Below are 16194 nucleotides of genomic sequence, written 5' to 3' on the forward strand. Positions count from 1 at the left end.
GGGGGTTCCCTCCGCGACTGGGCCCCCGGAGGGGACCACGGCCCGCGCCGGAGCGTCAAAGCCAAGCCGCCTTCGGCGGTCGCGCAAGCGCGAGCTTTGACCCCCCGACACGGCCCGCGGTCGGCTGCGCCTGCCCAGCCGCGGAGGGAACCCCCCGACCGGGTCGTCGTATGGCGGACGCCGGAACGGGGTGCGGAAAGGCCGGTCGACACCGCTCGGAATTCCCCCTGAAGAAGCCTCTGACCTGCACTTTTATGGGTGTCGAGAGTTGACCTGCACTCTAAAATTTGAGAGTATTAGTTACGTCGAAAGGGGGCGGGGATCCCCGACCGGCACCGGGCCCCCAAGCCCGACACCGAAGACCTCAACGAAAGGCCGAGCGTCATGACTGACGACCTGACCACTCCGGACCGCGCCGACCGGGCGCGCATGGTCTGGGACCTGTACTACGGCGCCTACGGCGGCGGGATCGGCGACCTGGTCGCCGACCTGATGCACCTCGCCGACGTCGACGAGGATGAGCACCCCGGAGGGGGCGCCCACGCCGCGCGTCAGGCCGTGGCCAACTACCTCGACGAGCAGCCGACCTGGCCCGCCGGGCCCCCCGTCTACCTGGCGCAGTACCGCCCGGCGGGCAAGGACTGGATCACCGTCGCCGAGGGCGACAACTCGGTCGAGCTGCGGGACGTGGCGAACTGCCTCTGGCCCCTCATGCAGAAGGCCGACTTCCGCACCCACGAGATCGCCTCGCACGTCGACGACATCGTGCGCGGGCACGTCCTGACGGCCGACAACGGCACTGAGTTCCGCGCCATCGAAAACCCGAGCCACTCGGGCTGACCCACTCGCCCGGCGGGCGGACGGGGCGGGAATCCCGTCCGCCCGCCGGGACCCACCACCGAAGACCTCAACGAAAGGCCCCCATCGTGGAATTCGACTTCGACTGCACCTCCCTCCCGCTCGACGGCACGAACGCCGAACTCCGGCCCGTGTGCGACCCGCGGCTTTGCCTCTTCACCATCCAGCTGCACGAGGACGGCGAGCTTGCCGGGGTCCACGGCTACACCGACAACTTCCGGAAGGCCGACGAGCCCTTGGAGGCGATCGACGCCTTCCTCGCCGAGCACGGCGTCCGCGCGGTGACCGACGACGAAGCGGTCCTGCTGTACGGCGCACTCCTCAAGCAGGAGGGCGGCGTCGACTACCAGCTGTTGGTCCTGGCCATCGCTCGCAGTCAGCAGCCCTAGCCGGTCATCACCCCGCGGACGGGCGGGGGCGGGAATCCCCGCCCGTCCGCGGCCCCGGCCACCGAACCACCCCTCAACAAGGAGCACATCCATGAGCACCGCAACCCTGCCGTACCGCATCGGAGAGCCGGACATCGAGTGCCGCTACCCCGTGATCATCGGCGCCGACCAGGTCATCGGGCAGGCCTTCCGCTGGCACCGTGACTGGCTGGTCGACACCAGCGAGGGCGAGCACAACCTCCGCCGCCCGCCCACCGGCACCAAGGGCATCGACATGGCCGCCGCCTACCTCGCTGAGGAGTACGCCGCCGGTCGCATCACGGCGGCCCCGCTGGACCAGGTGCTCGCCGAGGCACCCCAGCCGCTCCACGGACCGGTGCCCCTGCTGCACCCGCGGATGCCCGCGAGCAAGCGCAACCGCGACGGTGCCCGCGTGGCGTTCGCCGGTCTGACCGAGCACCACTGGAGGGCCGTCCTCCACGGCTTCCCCGGCTCCGATAACCCCTGGTACCTGCTGTGCGAGCTGTGCGAATGGTCCGGCCCCCGCTACTGGAGCCACCACCGCGGCCGCAACGGCAACCCGCCCAGCGCCTACCGCCACGACGGCGGATGCATCGGCGAAGAGAAGGTCCGCGCGCTGATCCCCGCCTACCAGAAGTAATACGACCGCCGGGCCCGTCCCATACGGGCCCGGCCGCCACTTCCGGCCGGTTGGCCGGAGACCCGGGCGGACGGGACGGGAATCCCGCCCGGGCCCCACCGAGAACCTCAAGCAGGAGAAAACATGACCAGCACCCCGCGACTCGACAGCATCACGGCCGGCGAGACGGTCGAGGACGAGACCGGCGAGACCATCGCGACCCAGGCCCTTGCCGCATGGGGCATCACCGCCCACCCCGACGACGACGCCGGGAACACGTGGCTGGTCATCGGCCACGACCAAACCCGCCGGGGCTTCCCGCGTATGCTCGCCGGGCCCTACATCGTGCTCTACCTCTACCGCGAGGCGCCGGAGGAGATCACCATCACCCGGGCCCCCGCCCGCGGCGACGAGTGGCACGTGATCGCGGGCGACGGCACCGGCGCCGAGCGCACGCTGATCGAGCGCCCGGCCGGTCAGCTCACCGAATGCGTCGAGGCCGTCGCCGAGTGGGTGACCAACCCCCTGCCCACGGCGGGTTCCGTACTGCTCGCCGCACTGGCCAAGTACGGCGTCACGGCGCACACCGACGTGGGCCTGAGCTACGCAATCCCGCTGGACCCGGCCACCCCCGCGTCGGAGGCCTACAGTCGCGCGCACCTGTCGGTGGCCGACCGCAGCCCGTCCATCGAGTACGACCCGGCCGTTCACACCGGCTGGACGGTGTTCCTGCACGACGAGAACGGCGAGCCCGTCGGCGACCCGCTCTACATCGCCGGGGACGGCGACGAACCGGTCGACTGCACCGCTGACTCCGCCGCGGCCGCCGCGTTCATCGCCGACTGGCTCACCTCGCACCATCACTGACCAACACCAACACCAGCACCACCGGCCGGACGCTCGGCGGGGGAGCGGGGCGGGAATCCCGCTCCCCCGCCGGGACCGACACGACCACACCGAACACCTCAACCAGAAGGACTCACCGATGAAGCCCTCCCCGACCGAGACCGCCGAACGGCGCAGCGCCGTCCTCCAGGCCGCGCGGCACCAGCGGACCCCCCGGGCAGCGCTGAGCATCCTGAACGCCCGCGGCATCGCCATGCGCGTCAGCCGACTCCGCGGCGTGACCAGCTCGGCCACCCAGGTCCACTTCGCGCACGGCGCCACGACCGGCATGTGGATGGACCGCCACGGCTTCCACCAGAGCCGCTCTCACTGCGTGACCATCGAGTCCCTGCCGCTACACCTGGCCCCTGCGCTGTTCAACGCGCTCCCCTCCCGGGAGGACATCGACCGGTGGCGTGCCGGGTGCGGCGAGCCGGAGGACTTCAAGGGCGACGCCGTCCAGCACCTGTACGCGGAGTGCACCGGCCCGATGGCGGCCACCCGCTGGTCGCCGATGCCGGGACACGAGGACGAGGAGGAGTCGCCGGAGTTCACCGAGGCCTGTTGGATCAGCGACGGATACGTGACGCTGTCCGGGCCCGGCATGGACGCCGTGGTGAAGGCCGAGTTCGGCAACCTCACCGAGTTCCGCGCCCGCTGCCTGATGGAGGCGTACGCCCAGCTGGTCACGGACCCCGTCAGCTGACGACCCCGACACGCAAGGGTCGGTGCGCGCAGTCCGCGCACCGGGCCCGGCCCGTTCCGGCCGTCGAGGGCTGGGAGAAGGCGGGAATCCCGGGTCTTTCAAAAGCGCTCGTGACCTGCGGGGCAGGCTTGACTCCCACCGCAAAACTTGAGAGTATTGGTTACGTCGGAAGGGGGCGGGAATCCCCGACCGGCACCACCGAGAAACCTCAACCGCAAGGAGAGTCATGAAGACTCGCGACGACGTCGCCAGGGCTGCCGACCAGATGTCCGACCTGGTGGCGCTGATGCTCAAGGCCGGAGCCACCGGGTGGCTCGCCGTCGGGATCGACGACGGCTGGCACGACGGCATCATCTACTCCACGCGCGAGGCTGCCGAGGCCAACGAGGCCGTGCCGAGCGCCTACGTGCGCATCCCCGAAATCCGCGACTTCGGACAGCGTCTCGACTGCCCCCTCCTGGTCAGCGAGTGCGCGGACTACCTGCGCTTCGCGGACGCCCTGCGCGACGTCGCGCCGAGCCGCACCCCCATCGTGCTCGCCAAGGCCGGAGGCGTGATCGGAGCGCCTGACGTGAAGTGGGGAGCGGAGTTCCGCAAGGTCACCCGGCGCCCGGGCAAGCGGCCCCGGCGGTCCACGGTGGACAGCACGGACCTGTGGCGGGACGTCGTCCTCCACCTCCCCGGGGACGAGCGGATGGCGTCCACCGACGGCAGCGCCATCTACCTGAGCGTCCGGGAGCCCAACCAGTTCCCGTGCGAGATCAGCTACACGCCGACCGGCGCGATCGCCCCCGGCTACTCCACCGGGAGCTGATCGGCGACACCCCGGCGGGCGGACGGGGTGGGAATCCCGTCCGCCCGCCGGGCCCCACCACACCGAGAACCCTCAGCGAATCGAAGGACTCACTCATGACCAGCACGCCGCGACTCGACAGCCTCACGGCCGGCGGGACCGACGACGTTTTCGCCCGCGTCCGCTTCGCCGACGGCAACGCGCTCACCCTCAAGATCGCACCCGGCGCCGACACGGCCGACGAAGTCGCCCTGTTCCCCGGCCTCACCGCCCCCGACGCCGAGGCATGGGAGCGCGAGGACTCGTGGGAGGAGTGGCTGACCGGCGGCAGCCTCGAAGGCGGCGGGTTGTTCCTGGAGGTGCCCGTACAGGCCATCCGGGAGCTGATCGAGGAGCACGGCGGTGAGCACGAGGACCAGGAGGGCGGCTGGCCCGAGCCGGACACCGACGAGAGCGCGGCGCAGTACGTGCTGACCCAGCTCGCGGACCTTCACGGCCGGTTCGAAGACGGCTACACCCCCGAGGACATCCGGGCCGTCTTCATGCGCATCGTCGACGCGGACGGCCCGTACCTCGTCTGTGTGTGGGACTACGCCGACGAGTACGGGTTCGGCGGCAACTCCCAGTTCTACGCCGAGAACGACGAAGGCGACCTCTTCGAGGTCCAGCCCGACATCCACCTGTGGCTCAGCGGCCAGCAGGAGACGCCTGGCCCGGTCGACACCTGGGTGTGCGCGCCCGTCACCGAGCCGACCGACTTTCCCGTGAGCGACGACTTCCACAACTACGCCCGGACCGACCGGACGGACGACTGACCGGCACCAGACCGGCGGGGGAGCGGGGCGGGAATCCCGCTCCCCCGCCGGGGACCAGCACCACCCCACCGAAGACCTCAACCCAGGAGAACCCCGTGACGAACACGCCCTTCACTCGCCGCAGCACCGCCGTGCACGAGCTCCGGCTGACCGCTCAGGTGATCGCGGGCCTGCCGACCCAGCCCCACGCGCCCGACCAGTGGACGGTCGTCTTCGTCGACTTCGGGCACGACCTGCTTGTCCTCGGCACGCACCCCACCCCCGACCCGGGCTCGGAGCTCGCCGCCGACCAGTTCGCCGTCCTGCACGCGCAGGACCTCTCGTCGTACGAGGTGACCGCCTCCAGCGCGGCAGACGCCGAGCGCCGTGCCCGCGCGTACTTCGCCGCCGAGCGCATGGGGGTCGCGCCCTGGTCCGAGCTCGGGTACGTCGTCATGCCCGGCACCCCCATCCCCGCGGAAGGCGGCCCGGACGCGCTGCGCATCGCCATCAACGCCTTCGCCGCGCGGGGGCTCACCCCGTACCACGACGACGACGCCGGGAACACCTGGATGGTCATCGGCCCGGACAGGGTCTTCCCGGGCAAGGGCGTCTCCTACGCCGTGCTCTACGTCTACAACCCCACCAGCGACGAGGGGGAGGAGGAGATCACCGTGGACCGGCCCCTCCTGCCCTCCGACGAGTGGCGCATCGACGTCGGCGACGGTTACGGCAACGAGAAGCATCTGATGAAGCGGCCGGTCTCCGAGCTGGCCGACTGTGTCGACGCGATCGTCGCCCTGCTAGCCGAGCGCCGGAACTGACCGGCCCGCACAGCCCCATCCGCCGCGGGCGGGAGGGACGGGAATCCCCGCCCGCCCGCGGCCACCGAAGAACCTCAACCAGGAAGGCCCCACCGATGACGTCCCCCTCGAAGCAGCAGATCGCCGAGCGGCGCAGCGCCGTCCTCCAGGCCGCGCGGCACCAGCGGACCGCCCGGGTAGCGCTGGACATCCTGAAGGCCCGCGGCATCGCGATGCGCGTCAGCCGCCTGACCGGCGTGACCAGTTCGGTCACCCAGGTCCACTTCGCGCACGGCGCCACGACCGGCTTGTGGGTGGACCGCCACGGCTTCCACCAGAGCCGCTCTCACTGCGTGACCATCGAGTCCCTGCCGCTGCACCAGGCCCCGGCGCTGTTCAACGCGATCCCCCTCCCGGCGGACAGCGACCGGCGGCGTGCCGGATGCGGCGAGCCGGAGGACTTCACGGGCGACGCCGCCCGGCACCTGTACGCGCAGTGCACCGGCCCGATGGCGGCCACCCGCTGGACGCCGATGCCGGGCCACGAGGACGAGGAGGACGCGCCGGAGTTCACGGAGGCCTGCTACATCGGCGACGGGTACGTGACCGTGTCCGGGCCGAGCATGGACGCCGTGGTGAAGGCTGAGTTCTGCAACCTCGCCGAGTTCCGCACCCGGCGCCTGATGGAGGCCTACGCCAAGCTGGCCACCGACCCCGCCACCTGATGCCCCACACCCTGTTCTGACCGCAGTCCGGGGAGCCGTGGCCGCCCGGCGCCAGACGTCGAGCGGCCCGGCGGGGCGCAAAAGCGTGGGAATCCCGCCGGGCCGTGCGGTCCGGCCACCGAGGGCCCTCAACAGACCCAAAACCGAACCAGTCACCATCGTATCCACGACCGACATCACCAGGAGCACCCCGTGAAGACCGCCAACGGCCGCCAGTGGGCAAACCGCGAGGACCTGATCGAGCACAGCGGCCACAGCCGGGACACCCTGCGCAAGCTGTGGCGCGACCGCAAGAGCAACGGCCACCCTCTGACCCGCGAGATCGACGGGGTCATGCACTGGGACCTGGAGCAGTGGACCGCGTGGTTCACGGAGCACTGCCAGCGGCCCCGCGATCTGTCCGGGGTGGACCGCAGCGGCGACCCGGACGAGCAGCTCGCGCCGGCGCAGCAGGCCCGCGTGCTCGGCGTCGACCCCAGCCGGATCACCCAGTACGCGAAGAACCCGCCGCCCGGCTGGCCGGACCCGGTTCGCACCGAGCCGTTGAAGACCCGCACCCGCGAGTACCGCACCCGGCGCCAGCTCTGGGAGTTCGCCGACAACCCCGTCAGCGGGTTCGGCACCAAGGGCGGCCGCCCGCCCGGACCCGACCCCAAGGCCCGGGCGAAGAAGCCCGATCCTCGAGTCCGGCTGGCCGCCGAGGCACTGGCGACCCAGCCCGGCCGGAAGGCCGGCGAGGTGGCCGCCGAACTCGCCCGCGAGCACGGCCAGTCCGTGGACACCTGGAAGCGGATCGTCACCCAGGCCCGCCAGTTGTAGGCGGCCGCCGGGCCGGACGATGGCCAGCGCGACCCCGGATGCAGGGATGCGCTGGCCATCGTCATGTCGGACGCAGGAAGCCGCGGCCGCACCCAAAGTCACCTCTTAAGAGGTGAGGCGGCATCCCGCCGGGGTTTACATGGCCAGTCGTCACCCGTCTGCGGCCGTCGCTGTTGTGCGCGCGACAAGGGCAGGCGGGAAGGGGAGGGGAGTCCGGCCGGGGTCCGGAGTGCCGTCCGCCGGGCGGGAGTTGGGTCGGGCGCCGCACTGCCGCCGTCACGGACGCGCCAGCGTGAGCAGACCTTGCCGTCCGGCCGTGGCCGAGGGGGAGCGGCTGCTGCCGCGATAGGGCCGGGGCCGTCGAGCTGGTCAGCCCTGCCCGCATCGCTGTGGCCGAGCGTCCCTCTGCGGGCCGGAAACGGGCGCCCGGAATCTCTCGAAAATGTGCTCTGACCTGCGGTTTTGTGGAGCATTCAGGGTTGACTCACACCCTAAAACTTGAGAGTATTAGTTACGTCGGAAGGGGGCGGGAATCCCCAACCGGCCGCCGGGCCCCGGGCCCAACACCGAGAAGCCTCAACGACCCAAGGACGTGGATCATGGGTGACACCCATGCCTTCGCCGCCGACGCTGCCGCACAGGAAGCCGAGGACACGGCCGCCATCGCTGCGGCCGGCGGGCACCCCGCACTCACCGAGTGCCAGAAGGCCGCCGCACTCCTCACCGAGCTGGCCGACGAGCACCCCGGCGACCCGGAGGCCGAGGAGTGGGCGTTCGACGCGGTCGAGCGAGTCACCGAGTGCGCGTACGCCATAGTCGAGGGCTACGACGAGCGCGTGGAGGAACTGTTCCGCGAGGCCCGCGGGGAGCGCGCCGCCCTCGCGCTGGGCCGCTTCGAGGACCAGGGCAAGGTCACCGCCGAGCGCATCGCCCACCTGGACGACGAGACCCGCCGACTCCTGGAGTGGTACGCGCGCCCCTTCCCGATCGAGTGGCTGTGGGCCCCGGAGCGCGACACCTTCGGCCGCATCCTCCGCAAGCGCGTGATCGTCCTGTTCCACGGTCCCGGAGGCCTCTCGCTCGGGCTGCGCGACATCCTCGGCGCGGACGTCGACATCGTCGGCATCGACCTGGACGGCGGTGCCGTCGCCACCGCCACCGCCGCCGGACTGCGCGTCATCCACGCCGACGTCACCGCGCTGGACCCGGAGAACCCGGCACTCCAGCACGTCAGCATCATCGCCCTCACCCCGCCGTGCCAGGCGTTCACCCCGAGCGGGCTCGGCAAGGGCCGGTACGCCGCCGCCATCGACATCATCTGTCGCGCGATCTGGGAGGCGGGCGCGGCCGCCGGGTTCCTGCCGTGGGAGCACTCGCCCACCGGCTACGCGCCCCGTTCCGGCGACACCTGGGACGAAGTCCGCGCGCCGCTCGCGCAGCTGGAGGACCCGCGCGCCGGACTCATGGCGGAGGTCATCATCTGGCCGCTCGGGATGCTCGCCCGGCCGGGCAGCATGCTGGAGTGCGTCATGGTCGAGCAGTCGAGCGCACTGCCCCGGCAGATCGAGGACGCACTGTTCGAGCAGCTGACGCAGGCCGGTTGGCACACCACGGAGGCCTGGACGCTGGACGCGGTCGACTACGGCGCCTCCCACCGCAAGCGCCGGTTCATGACCGCCTACCGCGGCGACGCGACGCCGTTCGTGGACGTCGCGCCCGCGGAGCCGATCCCTGCCCCGACCTTCGCCGAGGTCGTCGGATGGCCCACCGGCCGGACCTATCTGACGCGCGGTCGTCGCCCCGTCGACCCCGAGACCGGCAGGGCCAAGGGTGGCGGCTCGCGCAGCGCCGACCTCCCGTCCACCTGCGTCACCGCGACCGCGTACGGATGGGCGGATTCCGAGACCGGCGAGACCATCAGCCAGTCGGACATTGGCCGCCTGGTCGGCTTCCCCGCCGACTACCCGTGGACCCACGTCGGGCGCGGCCGCGGAGTGCGCAACGTCGCCCAGCAGGCGGCGGACGCAGTCTGCCCGATGGTCTCCGCCGCCATCTTCGGGCGCATCCTCGGAGACGAGAACTGGGAGACCAAGGTGCGTGCGTACGTGCACGAGCTGTACGGCACCGACACCGGGACGACGGTCGCCGAGCCCGAGCAGTTGGACCTCTTCGGCGAGGAGCTGACGCCGACCGCGACGGCGGCGTAGGAGGGTCCGCCCCCGGCAACACCAAAGCCCCGGCGGGCCGCTGGAGATCAGCGGTCCGCCGGGGCTTTCCGGTCCCCTTCGGGTACCCGAAGGGGAGAGCGGTGTCCCCGGATGCTCGCGCACCGGTACCGTCCTGAGTGCGACGTCAGAACGGAGTCCATCATGGCGCACGACGCTGAAAATGGCTCGCCCCAAACGTTCGGCCAACGGGTCCGACGCGAACGCGAGCGGAAAGGCCAGACGCGACCGGTGCTCGCCGGTCTGGTCGGCCGCAGCACGGAATGGGTCAAGGCGATCGAGAACGACCGACTCGGCATGCCACGCCTGCCGCTTCTCCTCCGCCTTGCGGAGGCGCTCGGCGTGGACGACCTCGCCGCCCTCACCGGCGATGAACGCATTGCGGCCGCCATCTACACCAAGGCCGCCCACCCCGCACTGCTGCGGGTGAAAGAGTCCCTGACTACCTACGACCCGCTCACCCGGGACGAGGAGCCCGCGCCGGCCGCAGCGCTCGCCACCCGGGTACAGAACGCGTGGCAGGCCTGGCACGGATTCGGCGACCACCGCAGCCGCGTTGCCAACGTGCTACCCGGCCTACTTGCCGACCTCCAGCACGCGGCCCGTACCCATGAAGGCACCGACCGGCGCCGGGTCCAGGTGCTGCTTGCGCAGGCCTACCACCTGGCCCAGCTCTACCTGAGTTTCCAGCCCGCGCCCGAGCTGGTGATGCTCACCGGCGACCGGTCCATGACGATGGCTCAGGACGCCGACAGCCCGCACGCCATCGCGGCCTCCGCGTGGTACCTCAACCACGTTTTCCGTGACGCCGGAGAGGGGCACGAGGCGCGCGTCGACCTGGCGATGAAGTCGCTCCGGCTGCTCGACCCCGAGCGGGGAGCGGAGGACATCGCCCTCGGCGGCTTGCTGCACCTGGCCGCCGCCCTGTCGTTCGCGAAGGTCGGCCAGAAGGGCAACGCCGAACGGCACTGGGACCGCGCCGACGCCGCCGCCAAGCGGCTCGGCGACGCGTACGTGCACCCGTGGCTGATGTTCGGCCGGGGCATGGTCGACGCGTACGCGATCACGATGAACAACGACCTCGTACGGTCCGGCGCGGCGGTCGACGCGGCCACGCACATCGACCTCGGCGTCATGCAGAGCGCCACCCGCCGCAGCTTCCACATCATCGAGACGGCCCGCGCGTACAGCCTCGCAGGGGAGTCGGTGGCGGTCGTGCACCTGCTGAAGAAGGCCTACGAGGCGAGCGCCGAGACGGCACGCTTCAACCTGTTCGCGCGCGGCACGGCGGCGGAACTGGCGGAGAGTGGCAGCACGATCATCCGTGACGACGCCCGAGGCCTCGCGCGTCAACTCGGTGTGGCCGCCTAGGGGTACAACCTGTACCCCTAGGCGAGGGGGTAGCGACTGTACCTGTCGCTACCCCCTCCGGCTTTTACGGTCGTGTCTCGACCATCCGCTACCCGAGGTCTGGCGATGACGACCGGCATGACCATGAAGCCCCGCGCGTCGGGATACCCCGGCTACAGCGAGACGATGACGCGTACGCCCGAGACAGTGGAGAAGGCGCGACGCTTAGCGCGTGTGGCCATGTGCGCCTGGAACCTGAAAGACGCGGAAGACAGCGCTGCGCTGCTGGCGACGGAACTGTTCACGAACGCCGTCCGGCACGCTCGCGGTCGGTCCGTCCGAGTCATCATCGACCGCATCGAGGCCGACCGGATTTACGTGGCCGTGGTCGACCGCGCACCCCGCCAGCTGCCGGAGCTGCGCGAGGCGAGGCCGGACGACATCGGCGGCCGCGGACTGGCGTTGGTCGACGAAATGGCGGACCGGTGGGGATACGACCTGATGGGCTCTGGACGTACTCCGTGGGGCAAGCGTGTCTGGGCAGAGATGAAGGTGACTCGATGAACGAGGAGAGCAACCCGTTGCCGTCGGTCGGCGACGAGGTGATGGACGGCAAGACCTATGCCATCGTGACCGACGTCCGTGGCGGAGTCGTCTGGCTCCGGCCCCGAAGCGGCGGCGGAAGTGAGTGGCCGGCGGAGGACCCGCGCAAGCTCACCGTCAAGCGGACGCGCAAGGAAATGATCGCAGCGGGCGACCTATGAAGGCCCGCCGCCCCAGCGTGCCGTAGCCCGCACTCGAACCCCGCTGCCCGCGCCATCCCCGTCGCGGGCAGCGGACGCAAGCGGTGCCCCGGAACCCCACCCGTGAGGGGAGCCGGGGCACCGCCGCGTGTTCCAGAATTCTGGAATGGCCCGACCCTGCGAGCCGCACCCGCACGACGGCCCTGACACCCCTCCGGCCCCGAGGCGCCGACCCTTTTCCTCCCTCCCCGTCAAGGCCTTCCCCAGGCCGGGGGAGGGAGCGTCAAGGTGGAGCGCCCGCACCGCAGGCGCGTCGGGAGGAACGAGCGACGCGGCGAGGAGCGGACGTACGACCTTGACGCGGAGGAGCCCGGCCGGACACTGGATCGGCCGGGGAGGGATGTGCCCACAACGCGAAGGGCCCCGCAAAAGCGGGGCCCTTGTCTCTGCGCTGTGCGCCGTCAGCCGGACAGGCTTCCGGCCGTAGCGGCCGCAGCCTCTCCGGCACCTTCCTGTGCGGGCGCCGCGGCCGCCGGTGAAGCAGTCGAGGTGTCTGTCGACACCGTCTCCGGCACCGCCTTCTTCGCCGTCCCGCGCTTGCCGCGCGGCCGTCCCTTCGGACGCTTCACGGGTTCCTCGGCGCCGATGTTCTTCAGCTCCTCGGCGGTCCAGCCCGCGGCCTCCGCCTCCGCGAAGGCCTTGCCGTACGGCTCGTCCAGGTCCGCCAACTGGCGCTGGAGTTCCTGACGCTCCTCCAGGATCTCCGCCAGCGGCTCGAACGCCGCCTCGCGGGCTTCCTGGATCTCCTTCATCCGCTGCCTGATCTCTTGTGCACTCGCCATGTCGTGATCGTACTTTCCCTATGCTCGATGCGGCAGTCCGGGACTCCTCATCACCGCAGGCCGTAGGGGTTTTTGACGGTAATCCATGCACACCTTCAGGCTCTTCCGACGGCCATAGCCACCGGAAGCGAGTTAGTGCAAACTGGGCCCAGTTTGCGTGATCATCGGCTGGGGGTCCACTAGGGTGGCAGCCGGTGATCTTGGGTCCGAGCACGGACCGGGGGGTGGAAAGGAGGCTGCCGTGGCAGAGCCATCAGCAGCGGACGGCCGACGCCGAACCTCCGCGCGCTACCGCGAGCGCGAGGCCGATGGTCCTCGCGACAACCGCCTCAAGGTCTCCTACAACGACACCGAGCTGACGATCGTCCGTGAGGCCGCCGCCCGAAACAATCAGGCCCTTGCCGCATGGGTCGGCAACGTCGCCCTGGACGTGGCGAAGGAGAAGGTCGTCCCCGTCTCGAACAACACTCGCGACGTCCTCGCCGAGTTCATCCGGGCGCGCAACCAGCTCTCGCGCATCGGCAACAACGTCAACCAGATCGCGAAGGCCTTGAACGCTGACGGCACGGTGGCCGGCGCCCAACTCGCGGCCGCCCTGGATGCGGTACTCCAGAGCGTCCGGCGCATGGACGAGGCAACCCGACAGGTGATGCGCGAGCGGCGGCCGCGGTCGTGATGCCGAAGAAGGCCCGGGACGGCAACGACACCTGGGGGCTGCTGGACTACCTGTACGGGCCGGGCAAGCGTGACGAGCACACCGACCCGCACATGGTGGCTTCGTGGGACGACCCGTACGTCGAGGACCCGGCGCGTTCGCCAGACATGACGATCGCGGATCTCGCGCTGATGCTGGACGCTCCGGTGTACGCGCTGTTGGGCAAGAAGCCGTCCAAGCACGTGTACCACGTGGCAGTGCGGAACGCGCCCGAGGACAGGAGCCTGACGGACGAGGAATGGGCTCGGGTCGCCCGCGAGATGATGCACGCCTCCGGGATCGCCAAGCACGGTGACAATCAGGCCTGCCGATGGGTGGCGATCCGGCATGCCGACGACCACATTCACATCGTGGCGACGCAGGCGCGGCAGGACGGTGGGCAGCCGAGGTTGCGGCAGGACATCGTGAATATGCACGCCGCCGCGCGCCGGTTTGAGGTCGAGTTCAGACTGCGTCGATTGACGAGTGGCGACAAGACCGCGCGGAAGTGGCCCAGGACAGGGGAGAAGGAGAAGGCGGAGCGCCGTGGACTGCCGGAGCCAGTCCGCGAGACGCTCCAGCGAACGGTGCGCGAGGCGGCGGCCGCTGCCGTAAGCGACGCCGATTTCTTCGCCCGGTTGAACGCGGCCGGGATGCGCGTGCAGCAGCGGATCGCCCCGGACGGCACCGTCACCGGCTACTCGGTCGCGTTGCCCGGAGACCGTGACGGGAGCCAGCGGGCAGTGTGGTTTTCCGGCACCCGGCTCGCGCCGGACTTGTCGCTGCCGCGCGTGCGTGAGCGGTGGCAGCGGCCGGTCCCGACGTCGTCGGCCGCGCCGGCGGGAGCGTGGCGGGTGGCGGAGGAGAAGGTACGCGCGGCCGCCGAGCAGCTCGGTGCCGGGGGACTGCACCAGGGCGCCGGGGACGTGGCCGCGCTCGGCGACCTGGTCGTGGTCGCCGCCCTCGTCTCCCCGTACCTGGTGCGCGATCAGATACGGCAGGCCGCCTACGAGTTCGAGCGTGCCTCCCGGGCGCCGGGCGCCCGCAGTCTGCAGGGCGAGGCGCGCGAGCTGTACCGCGAGTCGACGCAGGTGCTGTACCAGTCCGTGGCGTCGGTGGGCCGCAACGACGCGGCAGCGATGCTGGGCTTTTTGCTGGCTCTGGTGAGGGCGGTGGAGGCATCCCGGCGCTGGCACCAGGCGCAGGAGCACCAGGCCCAGGCGGACGCCGCCGGACGGGCCGGGCGGCTGCTGCGCGAGGCGGTCGAGGTCACCGCCGGAGAGGGAGCGGCACGGGACTACCGGCCGCGGGCCAAGCGCACACCGACCCGGTCGGACACCGCACGCCGGACGGCGGCCGCGCCCGGGGAACGGCCGATGGCGGGCGTCGTCCAGCAGGCCCTCCCCGGGCATGCGCGTACGGTGCTTGCGGATGAGGCCTGGCCCGCTCTGCGTACGCAGTTGGTAGAGGTCGAGCGGGCGGGCGAGGACCCGGTGGATGTCCTGGCCACGGTCGCGGCCCGTCGTGAGCTGACCTCAGCGGAGTCGATCGCCGAGGTGCTTACATGGCGGCTGGACGGATGGCGGCGGCAACGCAGTTCGACGGCGGCCGCCTCCGGTACGAGCGCGCCCGCGGCGTCCGCGGGCGGCACCGGACGTACCGGTCCGGCCCGCAAGAGCGGGGCGCCCGGGCCGACGCGGCGGCCGCCCGGAGACGAGCAGCGCAAGGGCCCGAAACGGGGCCGCTGAACGAGGGGAGAGCAAGCATGGCGACACCCACACCGGACGAGCGTGAGCCGTTCGCCGAGGCGGCAGGCGAGGCGGTGCAGACCGCCGTCATGGCGACGCGTCTGGTCCTGGCCATCGCCGACGCGATACGACGGCAGCGGCAGAAGAGCATGGAGGAGGAGCCGCCGCCCTCGGACCAGGAGACGAGCGAGACGGCCGACAGCATCAAGAAGCTGCTGCCGTCGGACATCTCCGACGCACTGCTGACGGGGGCGGACTGGCCGCAGATGGCGCAGCAGCTGGTGGCGCTGCAGCGCGCGGGCGTGAACCTGGATCAGATCCTGCCGGGCGTCGGCGAGATCGCGGTGACGGTGCGGGACCAGGTCGCCGCGAACACCGAACGGGTGGCCCGCGAGGGCACCGGGGAGTGGGAGCGGATGCTGCGCGAGACGCTGCCGGCGGGACCGGTGCGTGAAGCGATTCTGTCGTCCCCGACGTGGCCGGACATCGCAGCGCAGATGGCGCGGCTGGACGAGCGCGGCGTCGACGTGCGGCAGGTCCTCGCGAGCGCCCACGACGAAGGCCTCGGGGTCGACCAGGCCGTGGGGAAGGTCCTCGCCGCGGCACCCACCACGAGCCGGGACGCGATGCTCAGTTACGGGCCGCTGACGACCGGACTGGACATCCCCAAGGACCTCGTTCTGTCCGACCGGGACCGGGCACTGCGCCAACTGGCCATCGTGGATGCGAACCCGAAGTACGTGCGAATGGTGCGCGAGGCGATGCCCGGACGCGAGCGTGATGCCGACCTGATGGTGACCGCGAAGCAGTGGCCGCTGGTCGCCTACCGGATGGCGGACATGGAGCGCAAGGGCCAGCCGGTGACGGACCACCTGGCCCGGCTGATGAAGGACACCTCGTGGGAGGAGGGACCGGGGCCGCAGCTCGGCTCACGGCTGGTGCAGGCCGCCAACGACGCCTTGCGCCGACCGCTCGACGACCCTGCGGCGGAATCGCGGGTGCAGGTCAACACCGCGGCGGCACGGGCGACGTCGGCGACCGTGGGCCCTACTAAGCCGCAGGCGGCCAAGAACGCGGCGCCTGCAGAGCCCGGGGTGGCCCCGCACCGTACGGCCGAGCCCGCCACGAGGAACCGCAAGACCAAGTAACTGCCGGGACGCACACGTGCCGCAGACCCGAC

Annotated in this window: 18 protein-coding genes; 17 read left to right on the forward strand and 1 reads right to left on the reverse strand. The window is 71.1% G+C overall.

What is annotated here, in order from left to right; all coding sequences use genetic code 11:
• Positions 1-384: 384 nt before the first annotated feature.
• From G6048_RS00005 to G6048_RS00070, 14 genes are all read left to right on the forward strand, one after another.
• Entirely contained in the window at positions 385-840 is a 456-nt protein-coding gene (locus G6048_RS00005) for a hypothetical protein (RefSeq protein ID WP_165337289.1), read from the forward strand.
• 86 nt (positions 841-926) lie between these two features.
• Positions 927-1247, forward strand: coding sequence for a hypothetical protein (locus G6048_RS00010; RefSeq protein WP_165337290.1), 321 nt, complete (start codon positions 927-929; stop codon positions 1245-1247).
• Positions 1248-1338: 91 nt separating this feature from the next.
• Positions 1339-1908: a hypothetical protein gene (locus tag G6048_RS00015; RefSeq protein ID WP_235989386.1), complete on the forward strand. Its 570-nt coding sequence runs from the start codon at positions 1339-1341 to the stop codon at positions 1906-1908.
• Positions 1909-2031: 123 nt separating this feature from the next.
• Positions 2032-2754, forward strand: coding sequence for a hypothetical protein (locus tag G6048_RS00020; RefSeq protein ID WP_165337291.1), 723 nt, complete (start codon positions 2032-2034; stop codon positions 2752-2754).
• Positions 2755-2872: 118 nt separating this feature from the next.
• Positions 2873-3478, forward strand: a complete 606-nt coding sequence (locus G6048_RS00025; protein WP_165337292.1) for a hypothetical protein — start codon at positions 2873-2875, stop codon at positions 3476-3478.
• A 226-nt stretch (positions 3479-3704) separates the two neighbouring features.
• A complete protein-coding gene (locus tag G6048_RS00030) occupies positions 3705-4292 on the forward strand; it encodes a hypothetical protein (RefSeq protein WP_165337293.1) in 588 nt (195 codons plus the stop codon).
• Between the two features lie 95 nt (positions 4293-4387).
• Positions 4388-5086, forward strand: a complete 699-nt coding sequence (locus G6048_RS00035) for a hypothetical protein (protein ID WP_165337294.1) — start codon at positions 4388-4390, stop codon at positions 5084-5086.
• Between the two features lie 95 nt (positions 5087-5181).
• Positions 5182-5889, forward strand: a complete 708-nt coding sequence (locus tag G6048_RS00040; RefSeq protein WP_165337295.1) for a hypothetical protein — start codon at positions 5182-5184, stop codon at positions 5887-5889.
• 95 nt (positions 5890-5984) lie between these two features.
• Positions 5985-6593, forward strand: a complete 609-nt coding sequence (locus G6048_RS00045; protein ID WP_165337296.1) for a hypothetical protein — start codon at positions 5985-5987, stop codon at positions 6591-6593.
• A 192-nt stretch (positions 6594-6785) separates the two neighbouring features.
• Positions 6786-7412: a hypothetical protein gene (locus G6048_RS00050; RefSeq protein WP_165337297.1), complete on the forward strand. Its 627-nt coding sequence runs from the start codon at positions 6786-6788 to the stop codon at positions 7410-7412.
• A gap of 599 nt (positions 7413-8011) precedes the next feature.
• On the forward strand, positions 8012-9619 hold the full coding sequence (locus G6048_RS00055; RefSeq protein ID WP_165337298.1) for a DNA cytosine methyltransferase: 1608 nt from the start codon (positions 8012-8014) through the stop codon (positions 9617-9619).
• Between the two features lie 162 nt (positions 9620-9781).
• The gene (locus G6048_RS00060; protein WP_165337299.1) at positions 9782-11008 is read left to right on the forward strand and encodes a helix-turn-helix domain-containing protein; all 1227 of its coding nucleotides are present in this window, start codon (positions 9782-9784) and stop codon (positions 11006-11008) included.
• 105 nt (positions 11009-11113) lie between these two features.
• Positions 11114-11551, forward strand: a complete 438-nt coding sequence (locus tag G6048_RS00065) for an ATP-binding protein (RefSeq protein WP_165337300.1) — start codon at positions 11114-11116, stop codon at positions 11549-11551.
• A complete protein-coding gene (locus G6048_RS00070; RefSeq protein WP_165337301.1) occupies positions 11548-11751 on the forward strand; it encodes a hypothetical protein in 204 nt (67 codons plus the stop codon). Before G6048_RS00065 ends, G6048_RS00070 begins: the two co-directional genes overlap by 4 nt.
• Positions 11752-12191: 440 nt before the next feature.
• Here the strand turns inward: G6048_RS00070 and G6048_RS00075 are convergent, their stop codons facing one another.
• The gene (locus tag G6048_RS00075; protein ID WP_165337302.1) at positions 12192-12572 is read right to left on the reverse strand and encodes a hypothetical protein; all 381 of its coding nucleotides are present in this window, start codon (positions 12570-12572) and stop codon (positions 12192-12194) included.
• Between the two features lie 241 nt (positions 12573-12813).
• Between G6048_RS00075 and mobC the strand changes: the two genes are divergently transcribed.
• The 3 genes from mobC to G6048_RS00090 are packed head-to-tail and all read left to right on the forward strand — an operon-like array spanning position 12814 to position 16162.
• Positions 12814-13248: a plasmid mobilization relaxosome protein MobC gene (gene mobC, locus G6048_RS51260; protein WP_165337303.1), complete on the forward strand. Its 435-nt coding sequence runs from the start codon at positions 12814-12816 to the stop codon at positions 13246-13248.
• A complete protein-coding gene (locus G6048_RS00085; protein WP_165337304.1) occupies positions 13248-15014 on the forward strand; it encodes a relaxase/mobilization nuclease domain-containing protein in 1767 nt (588 codons plus the stop codon). The genes mobC and G6048_RS00085 overlap by 1 nt, the downstream gene beginning before the upstream one ends.
• 17 nt (positions 15015-15031) lie before the next feature.
• Positions 15032-16162, forward strand: a complete 1131-nt coding sequence (locus G6048_RS00090; protein ID WP_165337305.1) for a hypothetical protein — start codon at positions 15032-15034, stop codon at positions 16160-16162.
• Positions 16163-16194 lie beyond the last annotated feature (32 nt).

Source organism: Streptomyces ureilyticus (assembly GCF_011045025.1).
In the GTDB taxonomy this organism is placed as follows: Bacteria; Actinomycetota; Actinomycetes; order Streptomycetales; family Streptomycetaceae; genus Streptomyces; species Streptomyces ureilyticus.

Coding starts and splice junctions, on each gene's coding strand:
- G6048_RS00005 (WP_165337289.1), top strand. CDS start 385: ATGACTGACGACCTGACCACTCCGGACCGCGCCGACCGGGCGCGCATG.
- G6048_RS00035 (WP_165337294.1), top strand. CDS start 4,388: ATGACCAGCACGCCGCGACTCGACAGCCTCACGGCCGGCGGGACCGAC.
- G6048_RS00045 (WP_165337296.1), top strand. CDS start 5,985: ATGACGTCCCCCTCGAAGCAGCAGATCGCCGAGCGGCGCAGCGCCGTC.
- G6048_RS00065 (WP_165337300.1), top strand. CDS start 11,114: ATGACGACCGGCATGACCATGAAGCCCCGCGCGTCGGGATACCCCGGC.
- G6048_RS00075 (WP_165337302.1), bottom strand. CDS start 12,572: ATGGCGAGTGCACAAGAGATCAGGCAGCGGATGAAGGAGATCCAGGAA.
- G6048_RS00070 (WP_165337301.1), top strand. CDS start 11,548: ATGAACGAGGAGAGCAACCCGTTGCCGTCGGTCGGCGACGAGGTGATG.
- G6048_RS00020 (WP_165337291.1), top strand. CDS start 2,032: ATGACCAGCACCCCGCGACTCGACAGCATCACGGCCGGCGAGACGGTC.
- G6048_RS00055 (WP_165337298.1), top strand. CDS start 8,012: ATGGGTGACACCCATGCCTTCGCCGCCGACGCTGCCGCACAGGAAGCC.
- G6048_RS00015 (WP_235989386.1), top strand. CDS start 1,339: ATGAGCACCGCAACCCTGCCGTACCGCATCGGAGAGCCGGACATCGAG.
- G6048_RS00025 (WP_165337292.1), top strand. CDS start 2,873: ATGAAGCCCTCCCCGACCGAGACCGCCGAACGGCGCAGCGCCGTCCTC.
- G6048_RS00085 (WP_165337304.1), top strand. CDS start 13,248: ATGCCGAAGAAGGCCCGGGACGGCAACGACACCTGGGGGCTGCTGGAC.
- G6048_RS00060 (WP_165337299.1), top strand. CDS start 9,782: ATGGCGCACGACGCTGAAAATGGCTCGCCCCAAACGTTCGGCCAACGG.
- G6048_RS00090 (WP_165337305.1), top strand. CDS start 15,032: ATGGCGACACCCACACCGGACGAGCGTGAGCCGTTCGCCGAGGCGGCA.
- G6048_RS00030 (WP_165337293.1), top strand. CDS start 3,705: ATGAAGACTCGCGACGACGTCGCCAGGGCTGCCGACCAGATGTCCGAC.